Raw genomic sequence first — 19305 nt, 5'->3', positions numbered from 1 at the left:
TCCCTAAATAGTGATAGTGATATTACAGCTTTACCCGCTGTAGCCGAAGTGCATTCAAGACAACAGACACGGAGCTAAATGCCATCGCAGCTCCTGCCAGCCATGGGGCTAGAAACCCAAGTGCAGCAATCGGTATTCCTATTGTATTGTAAGCAAGCGCCCAGAACAAATTTTGTTTAATATTTCTCATCGTTTTGCGGCTCATCATGATCGCATCAGGAATACTCTTCAGATCCCCGCGCATCAGCGTAATATCAGCTGCTTCCATAGCTATATCCGTTCCTGTCCCAATCGCCATACCCGTATCGGCAGTAGCCAGTGCCGGAGCATCGTTGATCCCATCCCCAACCATGGCAACCTTAGTCCCATTCTGTTGGAGCTTGCGAACCTCTTCGGCTTTGCCCTCTGGCAGAACCTCTGCTAACACTTTCTCGATCCCTGCCTGCTTCGCAATAGCCTCAGCTGTAATTTTATTGTCACCAGTGATCATTACGACTTCAATACCCATATCATGGAGCGCGGCTACAGCCGCTTTTGAGGTCGGTTTAATCGTATCAGCAACGGCCACAATCCCAGCGATTTCACTCTCTACCGCTACTAGCATAGCTGTCTTTCCCGACTCCTCCAGCTTCTTCATAATTGGAGTCCATTCTGTGATATCAAGCTGATGATCTTCCATCATCCGCCGCGTGCCTACCATAACCTGCTGATCGGAAACAACGGCCATAATTCCACGTCCGGGCACATTATCAAACTGCTCAGCAGTAGGCAAAGCCAAACCTCTATCAGCAGCGCCAGCAACAATAGCCTCCGCAAGTGGATGCTCAGATAGCTTTTCAGCAGCTGCTGTTAAAGCTAACAATCGGTTTTCCGCGTTTTCTTTTCCATAAGCTGCAATTCCAGTAGTAGTCACAACATCGGTAAGCACGGGTTTACCATTCGTCACTGTACCTGTTTTATCTAGCACAACGGTCTGAATCCCTTGCGCTCCCTCTAAATGTTCCCCGCCCTTGAAGAGGATTCCAAGCTCTGCTGCCCGGCCCGATCCTGCCATAATGGAGGTTGGCGTTGCCAGACCTAGCGCACATGGACAAGCGATTACGAGCACTGCAATGGCTTTTTCGAGGGCATCAGCGAACTGGCCAGGGGCTGCCCAGAAATACCAGATCAGAAAAGTTATTACGGCAATACCCACAACAATCGGCACAAAAATCCCTGAGATTACATCGGCAATCCGCTGAATCGGAGCTTTGGAGCCTTGAGCTTCCTCCACTACTCGGATAATTTGAGCCAGCGCAGTGTCGCGACCCACTTTATTGGCTTTGATTCTCAAGATACCGTTCTTATTCATAGTGGCACCGATCACGGTATCCCCTGGTTTTTTCTCCACAGGAATACTTTCTCCGGTCAACATCGACTCATCCACAGAAGAAGACCCCTCGACAACTTCACCATCCACAGGTACCTTTGTTCCGGGCTTCACCAATACAATATCACCAGGAATAACTTCATCTGTCGGGATATTCATTTCTTGCCCATCCCGAATTACGAGGGCGGTTTTTGCCTGAAGACCCATTAAGCTTTTGATTGCGTCAGAGGAACGGCCTTTCGCCAGCGCCTCAAACCATTTACCGACAAGGATAAGTGTAATGAGTACAGCACTCGTCTCATAATACATTTCTACAGTATGATTCATTCCCTTCATGCTTAAGGAATCAATGGTCAGATAAAGACTGTAGAAATAAGCTGCCGACGTCCCTAATACGACCAACACATCCATATTGGCACTCCGGTTACGAAGGGCTTTATAAGCACCGACGTAGAACTGCCAACCGATGATAAATTGCACAGGGGTAGCCAGTACAAGCTGGAACCAAGGATTCATAAATATATCCGGTGTTGGAATCCAGCCGGTGAAGGAGAAATGACCAGCCATCGCCCATAACAATGGGAACGAAAGAATTGCAGAAATGATCCATTTCCACTTTTTATGTTGAATTTCTTTTCCACGACGATCCACATGATCCTTGCGGTCTTCTTTAAGAGAAGCTTTATATCCGATACTGCTTACCTTCTCCATGATCTCCCTTGGACTGATATTACCGGGTGTATATTCTACATGTGCTGTTTCCAGCGCTAAATTCACATTAACTGCTGCTATACCCGGTGTACGGCTCAACACTTTTTCAATCCGTGAGGAACACGCAGCACAGGTCATCCCCGATATATCAAAATCCGCAGATTCTTTAATAGTGTCATAACCAAGAGAACGGATTTTATCCTCAATTTGTGGCAACCCTGATACTGTCGGATCAAATCCAACTGTAGCCTGTTCCAAGGCTAGATTCACATTCGCACGAGATACGCCGTCCATCCGGGACAAACCCTTCTCAATTCGGGTTGCACAAGCGGAACAGGTCATGCCTGTAATCTGTACAGTTGCCTGCTGTTCGTTTGGTGAAGCTGTTGTTTTGGTTTTATCCATGATTTCCACGCCTCCACATACCCCTATAGGGTATGATAATTTCTAAAAGAAAAGGCATTGGAGCTTTGGGTAGCTTCCCCATATCACTCCAAGCCTTATTACTGTGCTTCAAATTAAACTACGTCATACCCTTGATCTACAATTGCTTCTTTAATCGCACCAAGGCTTACTTTGTTCTCATCATACTCGACGGAAACTTTCTTAGCAGCAAGATCAACTTTAGCTGTGGCTCCAAGATTGCCTACGGCTTTCTCTACGGAGTTAACACAGTGACCACAAGACATTCCTTCAACGTTTAATGTAGCGTTTGACATTAATATAACCTCCAATAAATGTTGTGAAGCTATGCTCTAGAAGCATTAGCTTATTATTTCATTAATTTGTTAACCGTAATTAGGAGCTCGTCGATAACCTCATGTTCGCCAGCTTCGATTCGCTCAACAATGCAACTTTTCATATGTCCTTCTAACAGCATCTTACCGACACCATTTAACGCCGCCTGTACCGCTGCGAGCTGGTTGAGTACATCATCACAATAGGTATCCCGTTCAATCATACCCTTTACCCCGCGGATCTGGCCTTCAATCCGGTTGAGGCGCGTATTCAAGTTATTCTTGAATTCTGCCGAATGATGACTTTTTCGTTCTCCTGATGATGAAGAATGACAATTTATGTCGCAGGATTCTGCAGCTTGCTCTTTCTTGGCAGTAGACATAAGAATCAGCCTCCTTGGTTATAATATAATATACCCCCGTAGGGTATGTCAAGAGGCATTCCTAATTCATCCACAGATGATCTCCACGGGTAGTTTGTCCCTATATTACCGCCGTATTCTTCTACGGTTGGCTATACATCTCTATTTTTTCAAAAAAACTATTGCCTCCCTATTCAAATTTGAATATAATAAATTTTGCTTCTAATTATGAACATTTTCCGAACAGAACTATCACTATCACTATTAAGAAAAAGGAGCTGCGAAGCATGCATACTAAAGAAAGTAATCTTAAACTCGTAGTGGTTGGCCTGCTGCTTGGTATTCTTATGTCCGCAATGGACAATACCATTGTAGCTTCAGCTATGGGAACGATAGTCTCAGATCTTGGCGGTCTGGATAAAATCGTATGGGTAACCTCCGCTTACATGGTAATGGTAATGGCCGGAACCCCTATCTTCGGCAAGCTCTCTGATATGTATGGACGTAAACGTTTCTTCATTTTCGGATTGATTGTATTCCTGATTGGCTCGGCTTTGTGCGGTACTGCCACCAGTATCACACAGCTCAGTATTTACCGTGCCATTCAAGGGATCGGCGGCGGTGCACTAATGCCAATCGCCTTCACCATCGTTTTCGACATTTACCCGCCTGAAAAAAGAGGAAAATTGACCGGTCTCTTTGGAGCCGTCTTCGGAATCTCCAGTGTACTTGGACCTTTACTCGGTGCCTATATTACCGACTATGTTGGTTGGCAGTGGGTATTCTACATTAACCTGCCGCTAGGAATTATTGCACTGTTCCTGATTGCAACTTCTTATAAGGAGTCGATCTCCCACGCTAAACAGCGCATTGACTGGGGTGGAGCCTTCACTCTGGTTGGCGCGATTATCTGCCTAATGTTCGCTCTGGAACTTGGTGGTAATCAATATGCTTGGGATTCCAGTGCCATCCTTGGCTTATTCGTAGGTTTTGCTGTTCTCTTGCTGGCGTTTATCCTTATTGAGAGAGTAGCTGCTGAACCTGTGATCTCGTTCGCTATGTTCCGCAAACGGTTGTTTGCAACAAGCAGTGTGACCAGCCTATTTTATGGCTCTGCTTTTATCGTAGCTACTATTTACATTCCTATCTTTGTGCAGGGTGTATTTGGCGGCTCAGCTACGAACTCAGGGCTGATCCTTATGCCGATGATGATCGGTACGGTCGTTGGCAGTCAGACCGGGGGGCTGCTTACAACAAAAACCAGCTTCCGCAACATTATGATCCTATCCGCAGTCTGCTTTGTCGCAGGGGTCTACAGCCTAAGCACTTTATCACCAGATACCTCCCGCCTCATGCTTAATGTATTTATGGCTCTGACTGGGTTCGGCGTAGGCTTTTCCTTCTCCGTGCTGAGTATGGCAGCTATCCATAATTTCGATATGCGCCAACGGGGGTCGGCAACATCGACCAGTACCTTCATGCGCTCCCTTGGAATGACGCTGGGAATTACGATCTTCGGGATTATTCAGCGGAATAGCTTTACTAACAGTCTAAGCGATGCTTTTGGCGGTAGTGAACAGTCAGCAGCTTTCGGAGATCCACGCGCTGCGTTAACACCTGAAGCAAGAGCAAAGATCCCTGCTGAAATATTAGAAAAAATATCAAGTGCGTTATCCACCTCTATTGCACAAACCTTTATGTGGGCTTTGATTCCTGCAGTGCTCGGTCTAGTCTTTGTACTGCTCATGCCAAAAGACCGTCTTACCATTCCTGCTAAAGCTGTTCAGGCGTCAGAGGGCAAAAGGTAACCATTATGTCCATGAAATTAGCCATTTTAGGTTTACTGCTGGAGCGGAACATGCATCCCTATGAAATCACATTAGTGATGAAGGAACGTTCCATGGACCGGATCACGAAGCTGCAGATGGGATCACTCTATTATGCTGTGGATAAGCTTGCACAAGATGGTTATATAGAAGCTTTAGAGGTCATCCGCAGCAGTGATCGGCCGGACAAAACAATCTATGCCATAACGGAGCAAGGTAAAGCTTTATTCGAACAGCTTATCCTGCAACAAATTAAGAAAAACGAACCCTTCTATCATCCGATGTATATGGCCCTGGCTATGTCCCGTCATATCGATCAGAGCAAGGTTGAGAAGCTGCTCGAGGAACGCCTCCGGGAAACAGAACATCAGGTTAATCTGGCTTATCAGGTATACGAGGAGCATATCTCCATCGTGCCTCGTTCTGCCCTGCATCTAATGTACGGTACATATGAGCACACCCTGACTGAGCTGAAATGGCTGCAGCGCCTATACGATGATGTTGTAGCACGCAAGCTAAAAGACATAGGGACACCGTTGAATTTAGAGGCCTAATGGCCTCTTTTTTCTGTTTAAGGGAGTCAAAATACGTTTATTAACGAGCACAATAGCCATTAAATCTCAAAGAAAGGCGAGGCGGTAAAAATGACTCAAGAAAAACATCAGCTGAATAGTGACAAACGGGATCACCCGGAACAATATCCAACAGAAAAAGAAAGTCTATTCGATCTTCATGAAAGTGAGCAGAATGTAGACCCGATTCCGATGGAAGATTTGACGCTGGAAAAGCAAGAAGAAAAGAATAAAGAAGAGACCAAACACCGCTCTTCCAGCGACAAAAAATACCATACGGGCTTCTGAGAGTGTACAATATCTACAAGTACGCAATCATAATTTCCAAGGAGGAATCACATTGTTGAAAGCGTTACCTTTAAACAAGCGCGGGATTCCCGCAAGCCGCATTGCTTTAGGCTGCATGGGGCTAGGCGGTGACTGGGACCATGAGCCGATTACTGCGGAGAATGTTAAACAGGGACATGAAGCGGTTGATGCCGCCCTTTCCATCGGCATCAACATGTTTGATCATGCAGATATCTATACTCGTGGGAAGGCGGAGAAGGTATTCGGTCAGATTTTTAAGGATCGTCCAAGACTACGTGAAGAAATCATAATTCAATCTAAATGTGGAATTAAGCTAATGGAGCCTGGAGACAGCACTAATACGTTTGATTTCTCTGGCCAACATATTCTGAACAGTGTAGATGGAATATTGTCACGACTTGGGACCGAATACATTGATATTCTTCTACTGCATAGACCTGATCCCTTAATGGATCCCGAGGAAGTAGCCTCCGCATTACATCAACTGAAGGCCGCTGGTAAGGTTCGTCATTTCGGGGTTTCCAATATGAGCGCCGCTCAGATCAAGCTGCTGCAGACTTATTGCGATGAACCTTTTATCGTAAACCAGCTGCATATGAGCTTGGCTAAGATCAGCTGGGTGGATGCTGGAATCAGTGTAAATCGTGAACCCTGGAAGGATATTATCTTCCCTGAGGGAACCCTTGAACATTGTCGAATGGAGAACATTCAGCTTCAAGCTTGGGGGCCACTCGCCCAAGGTCTATTTAGCGGGCGTTCATTAGAGGATCAACCGGAGAATATCGTCCAAACAGCAGCTATGGTCCAACAGCTCGCAGATGAAAAAGGAACAACACCCGAAGCCATTGTACTGGCTTGGCTAATGACACATCCAGCTGCCATTCAGCCTGTTATTGGAACTGTGAATCCGAAGCGTATTACTGCCTGTGCCGATGCGGACAAGCTGGAGCTTAGCCGTAAAGAATGGTATGACCTGTATGTTAGTTCACGCGGTTCAAAACTTCCGTAACATATACATTTATATTCTCAATTTCATTACTCCGCTTATGCCCGGCTCGCGTTACTACTGCGAGCCGGGTATTTTTTTGCGAATCACTCTAACTTACCGTTCTTTATTGAGAATATATTTAGTAATCGAGCGATATATGGAGTTATTTAGAGATAAATTATCATTTTCGTTCTTTATAGAGTACAAATGCGCGTTATTGGCAGTTTTCTTTTTGATTTATTCCATGTATGATTCATTACAGAAGTTGTTCTTAATAAAGAACGATAATAACGAACCAAAGAAACAGACATTGAGGGGAGGTATTCCTCTGAGACCCAGATCAGCAAGGAGAAGACCTAGAAGAAACAGGAAAATCGGATTACGTATACTGCAATCAGGAATGGCTGTCTCCGTCTTATTTCTATATACCTCGCAGCAAGTTGGTGGTACCTATGGAGGCTTTGGAGCCGCTACGCAAACCACTAGCACGATTAGCTTTTGCGAAGTATTTCCGAATTCGATCAAGGCACTGCTTACAGAGTTCAAAGAGCATGTTAATCGAGCGCTCACTTTAAAAGAATCACTACAGCCCTTTTCCTCATCAGCTAACTACTCGGACGTTTCGGGAATAGAAGGGATGTCGCTGGAAGAGCTTGATGTCGCTGCAGAAGAGATTTCTTCGCAAATAGCGGCGCTTCAATCCCAAATAGATAGCGTTAACGAGCAACTGGCGGCTAACAGCCAAATTTGGAATCAAATCCACAATGAGCTAAGTGCAGCAGCAGCCTTACTCTTCCAGATAGGAGGATATATGACTTCTCTAGATTCCAACTGTCTAGAAATCAAGGACGAGCAATTTTTCAGAGATTTACAAAGCAGCCTGAATCAAAGCGGTGTGATCTCGGAATCCTTGAATGCTTCCTTAAATGGAGTTATTAGTTACCTAACCTCCATACACGATGTCGGTCTTCCATTCGCTTCGGTAGTTACCAGTGATGTTTATGGACAACTTGAATTACGCGAAGGAGAGTTCCCACAGCCACTGCCATTCCTGATTACCTTCACTCAACCAGACGGCGTGATCTCTAGCGACCTCACCTCATCTTATGAAGCTCTAAATACCGAATTGACTAACCATAAAGAATCGGCAACCTCAGGTATCACTACCCTTCAAGATAAACTCCAATTGATCAGTCAGACTCGCGAGCAAAAACTAGAAGAGCTTGAAAAAGCTCGGCTAGAAGAAGAGCAAGCAAAGAAAGAAGAAGAAGCGAAAAAAGAAGAAGAACGTTTGGCTGAGGAGAAAAAGCAACAAGAAGCCGAGGATAAAGCGAAAGCTGAGGCAACCCCTCCAACATCAGGCGAAACTGCTCCGGAAGCCCCAAATAAAGAACAACCTGAAGCCCCAGCCACTGACCCGGTAAAGCCGGAAATTGACGAAGAGCTCACAATTCCAAAAGATGTCCCTCAGCAAGAGGCTCCACAAGAGACGCCAAAGGCGGAAGACAGTACGACTACCCCGCCGGTAGCAACCCAAGCTCCTTCGGACCCTCAACCTGAGAAAGGTGGAGAATAAGATGCGAATTAAAAAAATTATCAATAATACCCTATCGAGCTTAATGCTTGTGATCTTTATTCTGCTGGTGGCAGCCGTAGTGTTATCCAAGGCCTCCGGCGGTGAACCTGCTTTCTTCGGATATGAGATCAAAACCGTACTCTCAGGATCGATGGAACCAGGAATTCAGACAGGCTCAATTGTCGCATTAAAACCCGGAGGGGATATGAATCGTTTCAAACCAGGCGATGTCATCACCTTTAGGAATGAAGATAATCTGCTCATTACTCACCGGATTGTAGAAGCGACCGTCAATAACGCTACTGGTGAAGCTGTTTATCGCACTAAAGGCGATAACAACGACGCGCCCGACATGAACCCTACCAGTTCTGTGAATGTTGTAGCTCAGTATACCGGGGTCACTGTACCCTATGTCGGTTACGCTATGAATTTCGCGGTTTCCAAAGCTGGAAGTGTAGTCCTCATGATCGTGCCTGGCTTGATGCTTCTGCTCTATGCTCTGTATACCTCTTGGAAGGCTGTAGCTGCATTAGAAAAGAAAAATGCTGCCCTACTGCCAGCGTCGCCGCCCCCAACAGAAACACAGCCCTAAGTTGATTGTCCACTTCCGCTTACGAACCGGAAGATACAATATATAAATTTTATAAAAAATTCAAACACAAATTTGAGGAGGAATTTTATTATGGGTATCAAGAAAACATTGGGTCTTGGCGTAGCATCTGCAGCACTGGGTTTATCATTAATCGGCGGAGGAACCTTCGCATACTTTAGCGACACTGCGCAAAGCACAGCTACATTCGCAGCGGGCACGCTCGATCTGAACTCCGACCCTTCTGTCATCGTTAATATTCCTAACCTGAAACCAGGTGATACGGTAACTAAATCCTTCAAATTGAAAAACGATGGTTCGCTCGATATCGGATCTATTATTCTGAATACATCGACTCAAATCACGGATGCTAAAGGAGATAACTACCTGGATTTAGCCGAGTTCATTAAAGTTAAATTCCTTAGAAATAATGATAAAGGAGTACCTATCGTCTCTCCTGAAAATGTAGTTTATGAGACTACACTTGCTGCTTTAAAAAGTCAGCATCCGGATCTCGTAAAAAATACAGGTTGGGATCAACTCTTTACCGAAGCATCCGGTATTAAAGCCGGTACCAACGACAGCTTCTCCGTCCAATTCGAATTTGTGGAAAATAACCAAGATCAAAATATTTTCCAAGGCGATAGCTTAACACTGACTTGGGATTTCGTAGCTAAACAAGGTGCGAAAAAAGACTACTAAGATCAATAAAGTAATTTAATAAAATACTCGAAGAGCAGCAGATCCTGAATCCGGCCACGGATAAGCAGATTGCTGCTCTTCTCTTTACAATAAACTTTGTCCGATTTATTGATATTTGCTATACTAATAACAAAAATTACGGAGGGGCGTCAGCATAGTGCCACAGAATATGGGCCAACGTATCCAGCAGCTCCGCCTAGACAAGGGTTTCTCCCTATCTGAGCTTGCGGACAGAGCAGATGTGGCTAAGTCGTATCTTAGCAACGTGGAGAGAAACATCCAATCCAATCCATCCATCCAGTTTATCGAAAAAATCGCTGACGCGCTTCAGGTATCCATTCATGCCCTACTCTATGGAGAACCCAATGATGCAGAGGAATCACATTTAGATTCGGAATGGTTCCGATTGGTGCAGGAAGCTATGGACTCAGGCATTAGCAAACGCGAATTCAAAGAATTTCTGGACTATCAGAAATGGAAGCTCGATCAAAAGGATTAATACTTCCTACTAATCTGGTACGATCCTCTCTTCTACTAAATCATACCGAAAAAGGACACAGCGAAGAACCGCTGTGCCCTTTTTCGATATGTAACCCCTCTAATGTATTACTGCACGATCTGCACAGTTTTCTCATGAAAGAACTGGCGGATTTCATCTGCCTTAATGCCAGCCTTCTTAGCTGCTAATAATAAATGTACCCACTCTTGATCCAGATCAATAAACTGCTGTTCTCTGTTGCTACCCTGGTTGGACTTTTCCAAAAAATCTCCCCCTAAGATTTTACGTCCCCAGGCAATCCGGCTGTCATAGTATCTCTACCTTAGACCCGCGACTTTGTGCCCCTGCCTTTCGGCAAGTTTACCTTTTACTGGACCCTTTTCACGAAAGGATCTACTTAAAAAACTATAAAATTACTATCTGCAATAACATTATACAAAAAGAAAGCGGAAAAGTGTGTCGATTCCTGGTTACTTTCTATTTTAAAAACGAAAAATAAAAGATTTTTTTTCAAAGATCTTGTCCGATTATCACGATACTCGTCCGTTACATAAAATAAATTGTACTAGCAAAATAAATATTTACTGACCTAATAGTTAAAAATAAGGATAATAGAATCATTTTAATAGGCCTTTAGAATGGGTAATGAGAAGAAACACCCTTCTTTTCATTAGAACAAGCTAACCCATACCATTTTGCGAACGTATTGGACGAAAGAATGAATTGATTACAGTGGCCGAAAGTAGCACAATAAGATGAGAAATGAAACCGCAATCATCACAGCTCCAGTAAGCGTTGACACAAAATGTCACGTATGGAGTTCATCCGTTAAGGAGGATGTATTCATGGCAGCCAAAGAGCCCTATAACGAATCCATTTGGAGTAAGTATTACGGACCCAATTTAGGCTACATTCAAGAAAGATATGAACAGTTTGTGAAAGATCCCTCCACCGTAGAAAATAATTATCGCGAGCTTTTTACAAATTCGGGACCTCCTCCCCTAACTCCGGATAGCGAACCGGCTCCTCAGCCGCGCATCTCGGGAGACACCGAATGGCTTAGAAAAGCAGTAAGAGCTTCCAAGCTAATCGCCAATATTCGTATATATGGCCATATGGCCGCTGAAATTGATCCGCTGGTACGCGATCAGAATCCCATGGCAAAATATCTTGAGCTTGAAACCTATGGGCTGACCCGCGAAGACCTGATCGCACTGCCTGCCACGCTTATATGGGAAAATGCGCCGAATGATGTGCATACCGGATGGGATGCCGTGCAACGTATGCGTCAGGCATACACCAAGACTATCGCCTATGAATTCGGGCATGTGCATGAAGAAAAAGAACTGCAATGGCTAAATAGGCAGGCAGAATCCACCAGCTCACCAGCACCCCTAAATAATACAGAACGCAAAGAGCTCCTGAACCGCCTGATTCAGGTAGAGCAATTTGAAACCTTCCTCCACAAGACTTTTGTAGGTCAGAAGCGTTTCAGTCTTGAAGGCAATGATGCTCTTGTGCCGATGTTAGATGAAATCGTACGTGCTGCTGCACATGACGGTGCGGAGCATATTTTGATGGGCATGGCGCATCGCGGCCGCCTCAACGTTCTTGCACATATTTTGGGCAAACCTTATGATATCATATTTTCAGAGTTTCATCATTCTCCGAACAAGGAGCTTTTCCCTTCCGAAGGCTCCACAGGCATTAACTATGGTTGGACAGGTGATGTGAAATACCATCTCGGTGCAGACCGTGCTGTCCGTGAAGGAGAAACCGTACGCACAAGAATAACACTAGCGAATAACCCAAGTCACTTGGAATTCGTCAATCCTGTTGTGGAAGGTTTCACTCGTGCCGCACAAGAAGATCGGAGCACTGCAGGACTGCCGAAGATTGATACCAGTAAAGCTATGGCGGTGCTGATGCATGGCGATGCTGCTTTTCCAGGTGAAGGAATTGTTGCAGAAACGCTTAATATCGGCAAACTTCAAGGTTATCAAAATGGTGGGACGATCCATATCATTGTTAATAACCGAATTGGTTTTACGACTGAAAGTGAAGATTCCCGTTCTACGCATTATGCGAGTGACATCGCCAAAGGGTATGAAATCCCAATAGTCCATGTCAACGCTGATGACCCAGAAGCCTGCGTAGCAGCTGTACGTTTAGCTAGCGCATACCGCCATCAATTCAAAAAAGATTTCGTAATTGATCTCATCGGCTACCGCCGTCATGGTCACAACGAAATGGATGATCCTGAAACCACACAACCTATTGTCTACGGTAAGGTTCGCAATCATCCAACCGTCTACAAGGTCTATGCAGAGAGACTGAAAAACGAAAAGGTTCTTACCGCCGAAGACGTACAAAGGATGAATGCTGAAGCAGAAAGCGTATTGCAGCGTGCGTACGATACTATGAAGGAAGGCAATCATAAGAAAAAAGAACCCAAAGCCTTCATTCCTCTACAAACGGACCGCGCAGCGGCAAACACTACAGCGGTATCCATCTCCAGCCTGCAGGAGATCAATCGTGAACTGTTGACGGTTCCTGCTGGATTCCAGGTTTATCCGAAGCTGGAGCGCATTTTACAACGTCGTAAAGATGCACTGAATGAGGGTGAAAAGGTCGACTGGGCACTGGCTGAAACATTAGCCTTCGCTACCATTCTGAAAAATGGAACGCCCATCCGACTGAGCGGTCAAGATGCCCAGCGCGGAACCTTCGCACATCGCCATCTGGTGCTGCACGACAGTAAAACAGGAGATTTATTCTCTCCTCTGCATCAGCTAAGCGATTCCCGTGCCTCCTTTGGCGTATACAACAGTCCATTGTCAGAGGCATCAGTATTAGGCTTTGAATATGGTTATAATGTGTTTGCACCGGAAACCTTCGTAATCTGGGAAGCACAGTATGGTGATTTCGCCAATGCGGGTCAGGTTATTTTTGACCAGTTCATTGCCGCTGGACGCGCCAAATGGACACAGCGCAGCAATCTCGTCATCATGCTGCCGCATGGCTACGAAGGACAGGGACCTGAGCACTCTAGCGGTAGGCTGGAACGGTTCTTGCAGCTATCCGCTGAGGAGAACTGGACGGTCGCTAACCTGACTACCGCTTCGCAATATTTCCATCTGCTGCGGCGCCAAGCAGCGTTATGCGGGCAGGAAGATGCTAGACCGCTAGTCATTATGACGCCGAAAAGTCTCATTCGGAATACGCGCAGCACTTCTGCCGGAACCGAGCTGGCTTCAGGACAATTCAAGCCTGTATTAGCTGAATCTTTGCTTGGCCAGAAACCAAGTGAAGTTAAACGGCTCGTAGTCTGCAGCGGTAAAGTCGCTATCGACATCCAAACAGAACTGGAGGCAGCACCGGATAAGGATTGGTCATGGCTGCATGTTCTTCGCCTAGAGCAGCTTTATCCGTTCCCGGAACAGGAGCTAAGCGAACATTTAAACTCCTTTAGCTCCCTTCAGGAAATTGTCTGGGTGCAAGAAGAGCCGAAAAATATGGGCGGCTGGAGCTATAGTGAGCCTCGGTTACGCGCCATCGCACCGAAAAATGCCGGCGTAAGATATATCGGCCGTCCGGAACGTTCCAGCCCGGCCAGTGGTTATGCAGATGTGCATAGCTTCGAACAACGTAGAATTGTAACAGAAGCCCTAAAATCAAATTCGAACGTACAAGCGGCTGTACCGTCCTCTTAAGAGGACGGTATCACAATAGCGTAAACCATTATGTTTGGGGAGGAAACGGCCTGTGTCAGAAATCTTAGTACCCGATCTGGGAGAATCCATATCCGAAGGAACCATCTACAAATGGCTGGTTAAAGAAGGCGACACGGTAGGTCAAGGCGATGTGCTCGCTGAGCTGGAAACGGATAAAGTCAATCTGGAAATTAGTGCAGAGGTGGAGGGTGTCATCTCCACCATCCTGCGTCAAGCGGGCGAGAACGTAGCCGTTGGCGAAGCCATCGGCATCATTGGAGCCGCAAGCGGCAGTACGCCGCGGGCCGCTGAAAGCGAAGCCGAAGCGCCTAAAGCGGCTCCGGCAGGCGGCAACGCAGTAGCAGCCGCCGCGCCTGTAGCTGCGCCCGAAGTGCCTGCAGCAGGTGGCGACAGCCATGCTGCATTGGCATCGCCGGGCGCACGCAAGCTGGCACGGGAGCGCGGCATCGACCTCGGCGAGGTTAGCGCCCGTGATCCTATCGGCCGGATTGGTCAGGCCGATGTGTCCGGTCATGGTGCAGCAGCGCCGCAGGCCGCTGCACCGGTAGCTCCGGCGCCGCAAGGCAAGCCGGAACCAGCGAAGCCGGCAGCGGGCAAAGCCACGCCGGACGAGGGCAAAAACGTGGAGCGCAAGCGCATGTCACGCAGACGGCTCACGATTGCCAGCCGCTTGGTCGAAGCGCAGCAGACCGCGGCCATGCTTACCACCTTCAACGAGGTGGACATGACAGCGATCCTCGACATCCGCAAGCGCCGCAAGGATGCATTTAAAGAAAAACATGAAGTTGGACTAGGCTTCATGTCCTTCTTCACCAAAGCCGTGATCGGTGCGCTTAAAACCTATCCACTGCTGAACGCCGAAATCGACGGTGAAGATCTGGTCGTTAAGAAATTCTACGACATCGGTATTGCTGTTGCAGCGAAAGAAGGACTTGTAGTTCCCGTAGTCCGTGATGCGGATCGGCTCAGCTTCCCGGAAATCGAGCGCCAGATTGGCGAGCTCGCTTCCAAAGCACGTGCCAATACGCTCAGCCTCTCCGAGCTGCAAGGCGGAACATTCACCATCACCAACGGTGGCGTATTCGGCTCCTTGTTATCGACACCGATTCTGAATACACCACAGGTGGGTATTCTAGGGATGCATAAGATCCAACTGCGTCCGATCGCGCTGGACGAAGAAAGAACCGTAAACCGTCCAATGATGTACATCGCCCTTTCCTATGATCACCGGATCGTTGACGGCTCTGAAGCGGTAAGCTTCCTGGTCAAAGTGAAGGAATTGCTGGAAGATCCGGAAGCACTACTGCTAGAAGGCTAACGCTCTTCGAATTTTCGAAGATATAAGAATATTAAGAAGGTATCCCTACAGCTCTCGCTTTGGGGATACCTTTTTTTATATCTGGATCCAATTTCAGCCTTCCCTGCATACGATTTAACTGTATTTTATACACTTATTTATTTCTGATCCGCTCATAGCCTCTTCTCTAATTGCATTCTCTACAACTAAAATCCGTAAAAACGTCTATTTCCACTAATTTAACCAATAATAGCTGCATCAAATACAACTAAAGGGCCTATATACAGCTATTGGTGAACTTTAATTGCACATAATACAACTAACTTAGCGCATGCACATGCACCTACTAACATCAAACATCAAACATCAAACTACACACTACTAACTTCAAACTTCAAACTTCTAACTTCAAACTTCAAAACTCTACTTCAATAGCTCCTCAGCCAGCTGTAAAAATTGCTCCTGGGTCAAAATCTTATCTCCATAGCTGGTGAGTGTATAATACGCATCCTGCTTCTCGTTATACCAGTTCAGATAATCATAGCTGACTTCTTCCCTTACCACCTTGTTATAGATAACTTCTGTCCCTGCAACTGTGAGCTTATTAGCTTGATTCTCAGGCGTTTGTTCCACGAAAACCTTGCCGCCATGCATGAGCGTTGCTGAGATCCCTATAAAAGCATTGTTCTTCGAATAAGTTACACTTAGCGCCCCTGGCTCGGACCACGGTATAGCCTTCATAAACAAATTGCGGGTCCCCTTGTCCTTATTTGCCTGAGCGGTAAGATCATTTAATGTTTCCTTATACAGAGAACCTGGCTTAGCTGTATCCGTAGTCGGAGAATTAGGATGGATTACACCATATTTAAAAGCGTACCCCGCTGCCGTTTCGGGAAGCATTGGCGCCCCTGTTCTTTTGATTTCTTTTAAAAAATCAGAATACGCATCTATCCGCTGCTCTTTATACTTAAACTGCAATTCTGTCGCCAAGCCTGCTGCACCTGCTTTATTTTTCACAAGATAAGCGATCAATTCACCCGGTTTAGCGAACTCTTCTGCTTGCTGCGCATATTTATCATAAGAAGCCCTTTCTGCAGATTCAGTCGGCGCAACATGTTGGACCTTCACTACTCCTTCACTATTGCGGATTTGGATATATTCAGACGCAGCATACGCAGTCACAGAAATCAGCAGAAACAGCGTTAACATACTGGCCACTGCCGTTGTTTTATTCATCACCCTCAGCGAGAACGATCGCTTTCGACCTGTTATGCCAGTAATACGCCCCATGACCTTCTCTTCTACATCTACCTCATCCAAAAGTTCATTGCCCGCCGAGGCATAAATTATATCTTGGTATTCATTGCTGATTTTGTTTCTTTCCATATGATCTCCTCCTCTGACTTCATAGCTTCCTGAACCTTTAACTTGATCCGATTCATTCTTTTAGTTAGCGCATTGGGACTGACCCCTAGAATCTCACTTATCTCTGCATAAGTTTGTTCTTCAAACACCCGCAGAATAAGCATGTTTCTCTCCTCAAGCGACAATCCCGCTAAAGCCGCAGACAATGAAGGACTATACAACCGAGCATCCAGCTCCTGTTCAGGACTTGCAGACAGTACTTCCGGACGAAAAATACGCATGACTTGCTTATGCAGACGACGCCTGCGCAGCAGATTTAAGCAATGATGATATGCGATACGATAGAGCCATGCCGAGAAATGCATTTGCGATTTGTATTGCCGGATAGATTGATAACCCTTTACCAAAATATCCTGAACCGCGTCCTCCGCATCCTGCTTGTTTTCTAACAAACGATAGCAATATCGATAGATCGGCTTTTGGAATGACCTGACAATTAAAGCATACTGCTCGGAATCTCCCTTTTGAATCCTAACGATTAGCTCTTCCAACTCTGTCGAGTCTAGCGAATCCTGTGGCGATGTAAGCACCTCCTTAACCCTTATATCTCTATAACACTTGACCACCGAAAAAAGTGCCTATGTAAACCAAACTAAAGGAAATTTTATAAAAGCTGACAGTCACGGCTTCGGAGAATGTTTGAATCACTGACGGCTGGTGTCCCCGGATTTCTTACTTATACCATTATGCACGGTTAAAATCTGGTGAGTCTATGCTTAGCAGATGCATAACAAAACCTCCCATTAGACCTGATAACTCCAGGTTTGCTTCTAATGGAAGGTTTTTTAATAAGGCTTATTATTCTAAGACTGAGGTGTAACGTCAACGTCTGCTAAATTGTAAATTGTTGCAAAGGTTACTCTCTTATCATGGAAGGAGATAGAGTGATCGTAATCGTCTTATCGAACGGAGTCATAAAATTGACCAACACCGCCTTGCAGTTATCCTGCAGCTTCGCCTCACGCACCGTAGCCGCCAGATGTCCAAGCTCGCCCCCTGACAGTTCAATCCAGTCCTCTTCACAACTATAGCGGAGGTTACCGCCGTTCCAGAGATAATGGTCCTCTCCGACAGCCTGCAATTCACCCGATGTGAAACATCCTTCCCGTCCAAAAATAAAAGACAGCTGAGTCATAACCTCTGTAGGTTCCTCAGCATGCAACCGGAGGGTCCACCCTCTGTCCGTGCGTTGAACCTCCGTCTCCACACGGAATGTCTGTTCATGCGTAAGTGCGCGGCTCTGATGCGGTAGCAGATACCAAGGGCTTACCGGCTCCCCAGATGTTTGCGGAAGCAGTTCACCTTCTACAGGACCGTAATAACCCTTCTTTTGTTCTCCTGACAGGTGGTATCCGTCAGGTAGTTTGATCATTTTCTGCATCGGGATATAGCCCGGATTAAAGTAAGAAGCCAGTTGCACTGCAAGCAGCCTGACGGCACCGTGACGGAGTGCAAAAAAAGACGGCGTCTCCGTGATTAAGGTCACGCTAGTGTTCCCGTCCCTGTAGCGCACAACCGGTGCTCCGAAATCAGTATGCAGCCGGCTGTGGTAAATTCGCCCTTGATGGCCGGACTTCTCCATATCCTGCAGATAGCCGTGTCGCGGAAAATCGCCGTTCAGTATTTTCTCATATTTTACAGGCAGAGCTGCCGAATCTTCAAAAGGTTGCTGAAGCTCCGGCTCCAGCAGCATACGTACAAGTACGTTAACAGAGCAGACCCCCGGATTTTCCAGTGCTCTGCCTGCCCATTCGGCCATCCCCGCAAACAATGGCTCCTTATCGGAACGGGCCAGAATAGCGTACGGTAAATAATATGGAGACAGGTCGTGAAAGCTCCCCAGATCCTGGCGTCCAGAATAATCGGTCACAACTTCGCCCTTAGGATGCACCAAATAGACCATCATGTGTAAATTCAGACGAACTGGCTCCAGCAACTGCGGCCGATCCAGCAGACGAGCGGCATGAATCAGCATGATGTCGCTGACCGCACTATAAATACCGTTACTGCGCTCCGTCCATTCTCCATCAGGTGTAATATCCATCCCTTCAGCCAACCACTGATCCGCCCGTTGGACAGCCTCCTCCAGTCCGAACAGTTCATGCAGAAACCCCAGTGCTGCACACAATACCCAACGGTGATTCGGCGTGTGACAGCCCCCTGTAAGCATGACGGGAATAGTTCGCTTAAGAAACAAGAGCATATTATCAAGCACCTGTTGCAGTGGCGCCCAATCCTGCGACGCCAACAGTTGGTATAGCTGAGCATAGCCGACGATGACAAAGGCTGTATCCGGGGGAGAATGATAGTTCGTCCAGCCCGGAGAGATCGAGCCATCCTCATGTTGTGAACGCAGCACGAACTCCGTCGCCAGCAGCAGGCGGGCCAGCAGCAGCTCATCACGGTAGAATGCGGAATCCGGGTTAACCAGAGCCGCTCCCCAATAACACATATCGGTTGGTGTGCCGGTCGTATGATTAACCCAGGCAACGCCAGTACCCGGATCTATTGTCCCTCCATAATAGCGGCTCGTCGGATCAAGCACCTGCCGGGATAATCCCTCCACTGCCGCTCTATCATTACTGGCTACCAGTTGCTTGTACATTATA

The 19305-nt window shown here is 46.5% G+C and carries 17 protein-coding genes and 1 riboswitch; of the genes, 10 read left to right on the top strand and 7 right to left on the bottom strand.

The features are described 5' to 3' along the window. Window positions 1-22 precede the first annotated feature (22 nt). From NST58_RS02420 to NST58_RS02410, 3 genes are all read right to left on the bottom strand, one after another. Window positions 23-2485 carry a heavy metal translocating P-type ATPase gene (locus NST58_RS02420; protein WP_076192712.1) on the bottom strand — a complete coding sequence of 821 codons (2463 nt, stop codon included), beginning with the start codon at window positions 2483-2485 and terminating at the stop codon, window positions 23-25. A gap of 113 nt (window positions 2486-2598) precedes the next feature. Further along, window positions 2599-2799 carry a copper ion binding protein gene (locus NST58_RS02415; protein ID WP_076124634.1) on the bottom strand — a complete coding sequence of 67 codons (201 nt, stop codon included), beginning with the start codon at window positions 2797-2799 and terminating at the stop codon, window positions 2599-2601. Between the two features lie 53 nt (window positions 2800-2852). Further along, on the bottom strand, window positions 2853-3200 hold the full coding sequence (locus NST58_RS02410) for a metal-sensitive transcriptional regulator (protein WP_076124636.1): 348 nt from the start codon (window positions 3198-3200) through the stop codon (window positions 2853-2855). Window positions 3201-3466: 266 nt separating this feature from the next. Here NST58_RS02410 and NST58_RS02405 point away from each other — a divergent pair, with 266 nt between their 5' ends. The 8 genes from NST58_RS02405 to NST58_RS02370 all read left to right on the top strand — a co-directional run bounded on the left by NST58_RS02405 (window position 3467) and on the right by NST58_RS02370 (window position 10240). Next, complete coding sequence (locus tag NST58_RS02405) at window positions 3467-4987, top strand: MDR family MFS transporter (protein WP_036682771.1); 1521 nt, start codon at window positions 3467-3469, stop codon at window positions 4985-4987. A gap of 5 nt (window positions 4988-4992) precedes the next feature. Beyond that, complete coding sequence (locus NST58_RS02400; protein ID WP_036682773.1) at window positions 4993-5559, top strand: PadR family transcriptional regulator; 567 nt, start codon at window positions 4993-4995, stop codon at window positions 5557-5559. 90 nt (window positions 5560-5649) lie between these two features. Then, complete coding sequence (locus tag NST58_RS02395; RefSeq protein ID WP_051491260.1) at window positions 5650-5865, top strand: hypothetical protein; 216 nt, start codon at window positions 5650-5652, stop codon at window positions 5863-5865. A 52-nt stretch (window positions 5866-5917) separates the two neighbouring features. Further along, complete coding sequence (locus tag NST58_RS02390) at window positions 5918-6895, top strand: aldo/keto reductase (RefSeq protein WP_076124641.1); 978 nt, start codon at window positions 5918-5920, stop codon at window positions 6893-6895. 379 nt (window positions 6896-7274) lie between these two features. Next, window positions 7275-8450 carry a hypothetical protein gene (locus NST58_RS02385; protein ID WP_076219723.1) on the top strand — a complete coding sequence of 392 codons (1176 nt, stop codon included), beginning with the start codon at window positions 7275-7277 and terminating at the stop codon, window positions 8448-8450. 1 nt (window position 8451) lies between these two features. Then, the gene (locus NST58_RS02380) at window positions 8452-9042 is read left to right on the top strand and encodes a signal peptidase I (protein ID WP_076124645.1); all 591 of its coding nucleotides are present in this window, start codon (window positions 8452-8454) and stop codon (window positions 9040-9042) included. 90 nt (window positions 9043-9132) lie between these two features. Beyond that, complete coding sequence (locus NST58_RS02375; RefSeq protein WP_036682781.1) at window positions 9133-9741, top strand: TasA family protein; 609 nt, start codon at window positions 9133-9135, stop codon at window positions 9739-9741. 169 nt (window positions 9742-9910) lie between these two features. Beyond that, a complete protein-coding gene (locus NST58_RS02370; protein ID WP_036682795.1) occupies window positions 9911-10240 on the top strand; it encodes a helix-turn-helix domain-containing protein in 330 nt (109 codons plus the stop codon). 107 nt (window positions 10241-10347) lie between these two features. On the opposite strand, the gene NST58_RS02365 is transcribed toward NST58_RS02370, so the two are convergent. Beyond that, a complete protein-coding gene (locus NST58_RS02365; RefSeq protein WP_232061118.1) occupies window positions 10348-10503 on the bottom strand; it encodes an anti-repressor SinI family protein in 156 nt (51 codons plus the stop codon). Window positions 10504-10530: 27 nt separating this feature from the next. Further along, window positions 10531-10615, bottom strand: a riboswitch (cyclic di-GMP riboswitch). A 470-nt stretch (window positions 10616-11085) separates the two neighbouring features. Here NST58_RS02365 and NST58_RS02360 point away from each other — a divergent pair. Together NST58_RS02360 and odhB are read left to right on the top strand one after the other, a co-directional pair. Further along, complete coding sequence (locus tag NST58_RS02360) at window positions 11086-13953, top strand: 2-oxoglutarate dehydrogenase E1 component (protein ID WP_339246043.1); 2868 nt, start codon at window positions 11086-11088, stop codon at window positions 13951-13953. Window positions 13954-14005: 52 nt separating this feature from the next. Continuing rightward, the gene (gene odhB, locus NST58_RS02355; RefSeq protein WP_076219722.1) at window positions 14006-15292 is read left to right on the top strand and encodes a 2-oxoglutarate dehydrogenase complex dihydrolipoyllysine-residue succinyltransferase; all 1287 of its coding nucleotides are present in this window, start codon (window positions 14006-14008) and stop codon (window positions 15290-15292) included. Between the two features lie 402 nt (window positions 15293-15694). Here odhB and NST58_RS02350 read toward each other — a convergent pair whose 3' ends face one another. The 3 genes from NST58_RS02350 to NST58_RS02340 all read right to left on the bottom strand — a co-directional run bounded on the left by NST58_RS02350 (window position 15695) and on the right by NST58_RS02340 (window position 19301). Continuing rightward, entirely contained in the window at window positions 15695-16657 is a 963-nt protein-coding gene (locus tag NST58_RS02350) for a hypothetical protein (protein WP_076275980.1), read from the bottom strand. Then, a complete protein-coding gene (locus tag NST58_RS02345) occupies window positions 16618-17226 on the bottom strand; it encodes an RNA polymerase sigma factor (RefSeq protein ID WP_076278924.1) in 609 nt (202 codons plus the stop codon). The genes NST58_RS02350 and NST58_RS02345 overlap by 40 nt, the downstream gene beginning before the upstream one ends. Before the next feature lie 326 nt (window positions 17227-17552). After that, on the bottom strand, window positions 17553-19301 hold the full coding sequence (locus tag NST58_RS02340) for a hypothetical protein (RefSeq protein ID WP_339246039.1): 1749 nt from the start codon (window positions 19299-19301) through the stop codon (window positions 17553-17555). Window positions 19302-19305 lie beyond the last annotated feature (4 nt).

Source organism: Paenibacillus sp. FSL R10-2796 (genome assembly GCF_037965315.1).
GTDB classification, from domain to species: domain Bacteria; phylum Bacillota; class Bacilli; order Paenibacillales; family Paenibacillaceae; genus Paenibacillus_AQ; species Paenibacillus_AQ odorifer.
The sequence above is the reverse complement of the archived record's forward strand: the minus strand, read 5'-3'. Positions and strand labels throughout refer to the sequence as shown.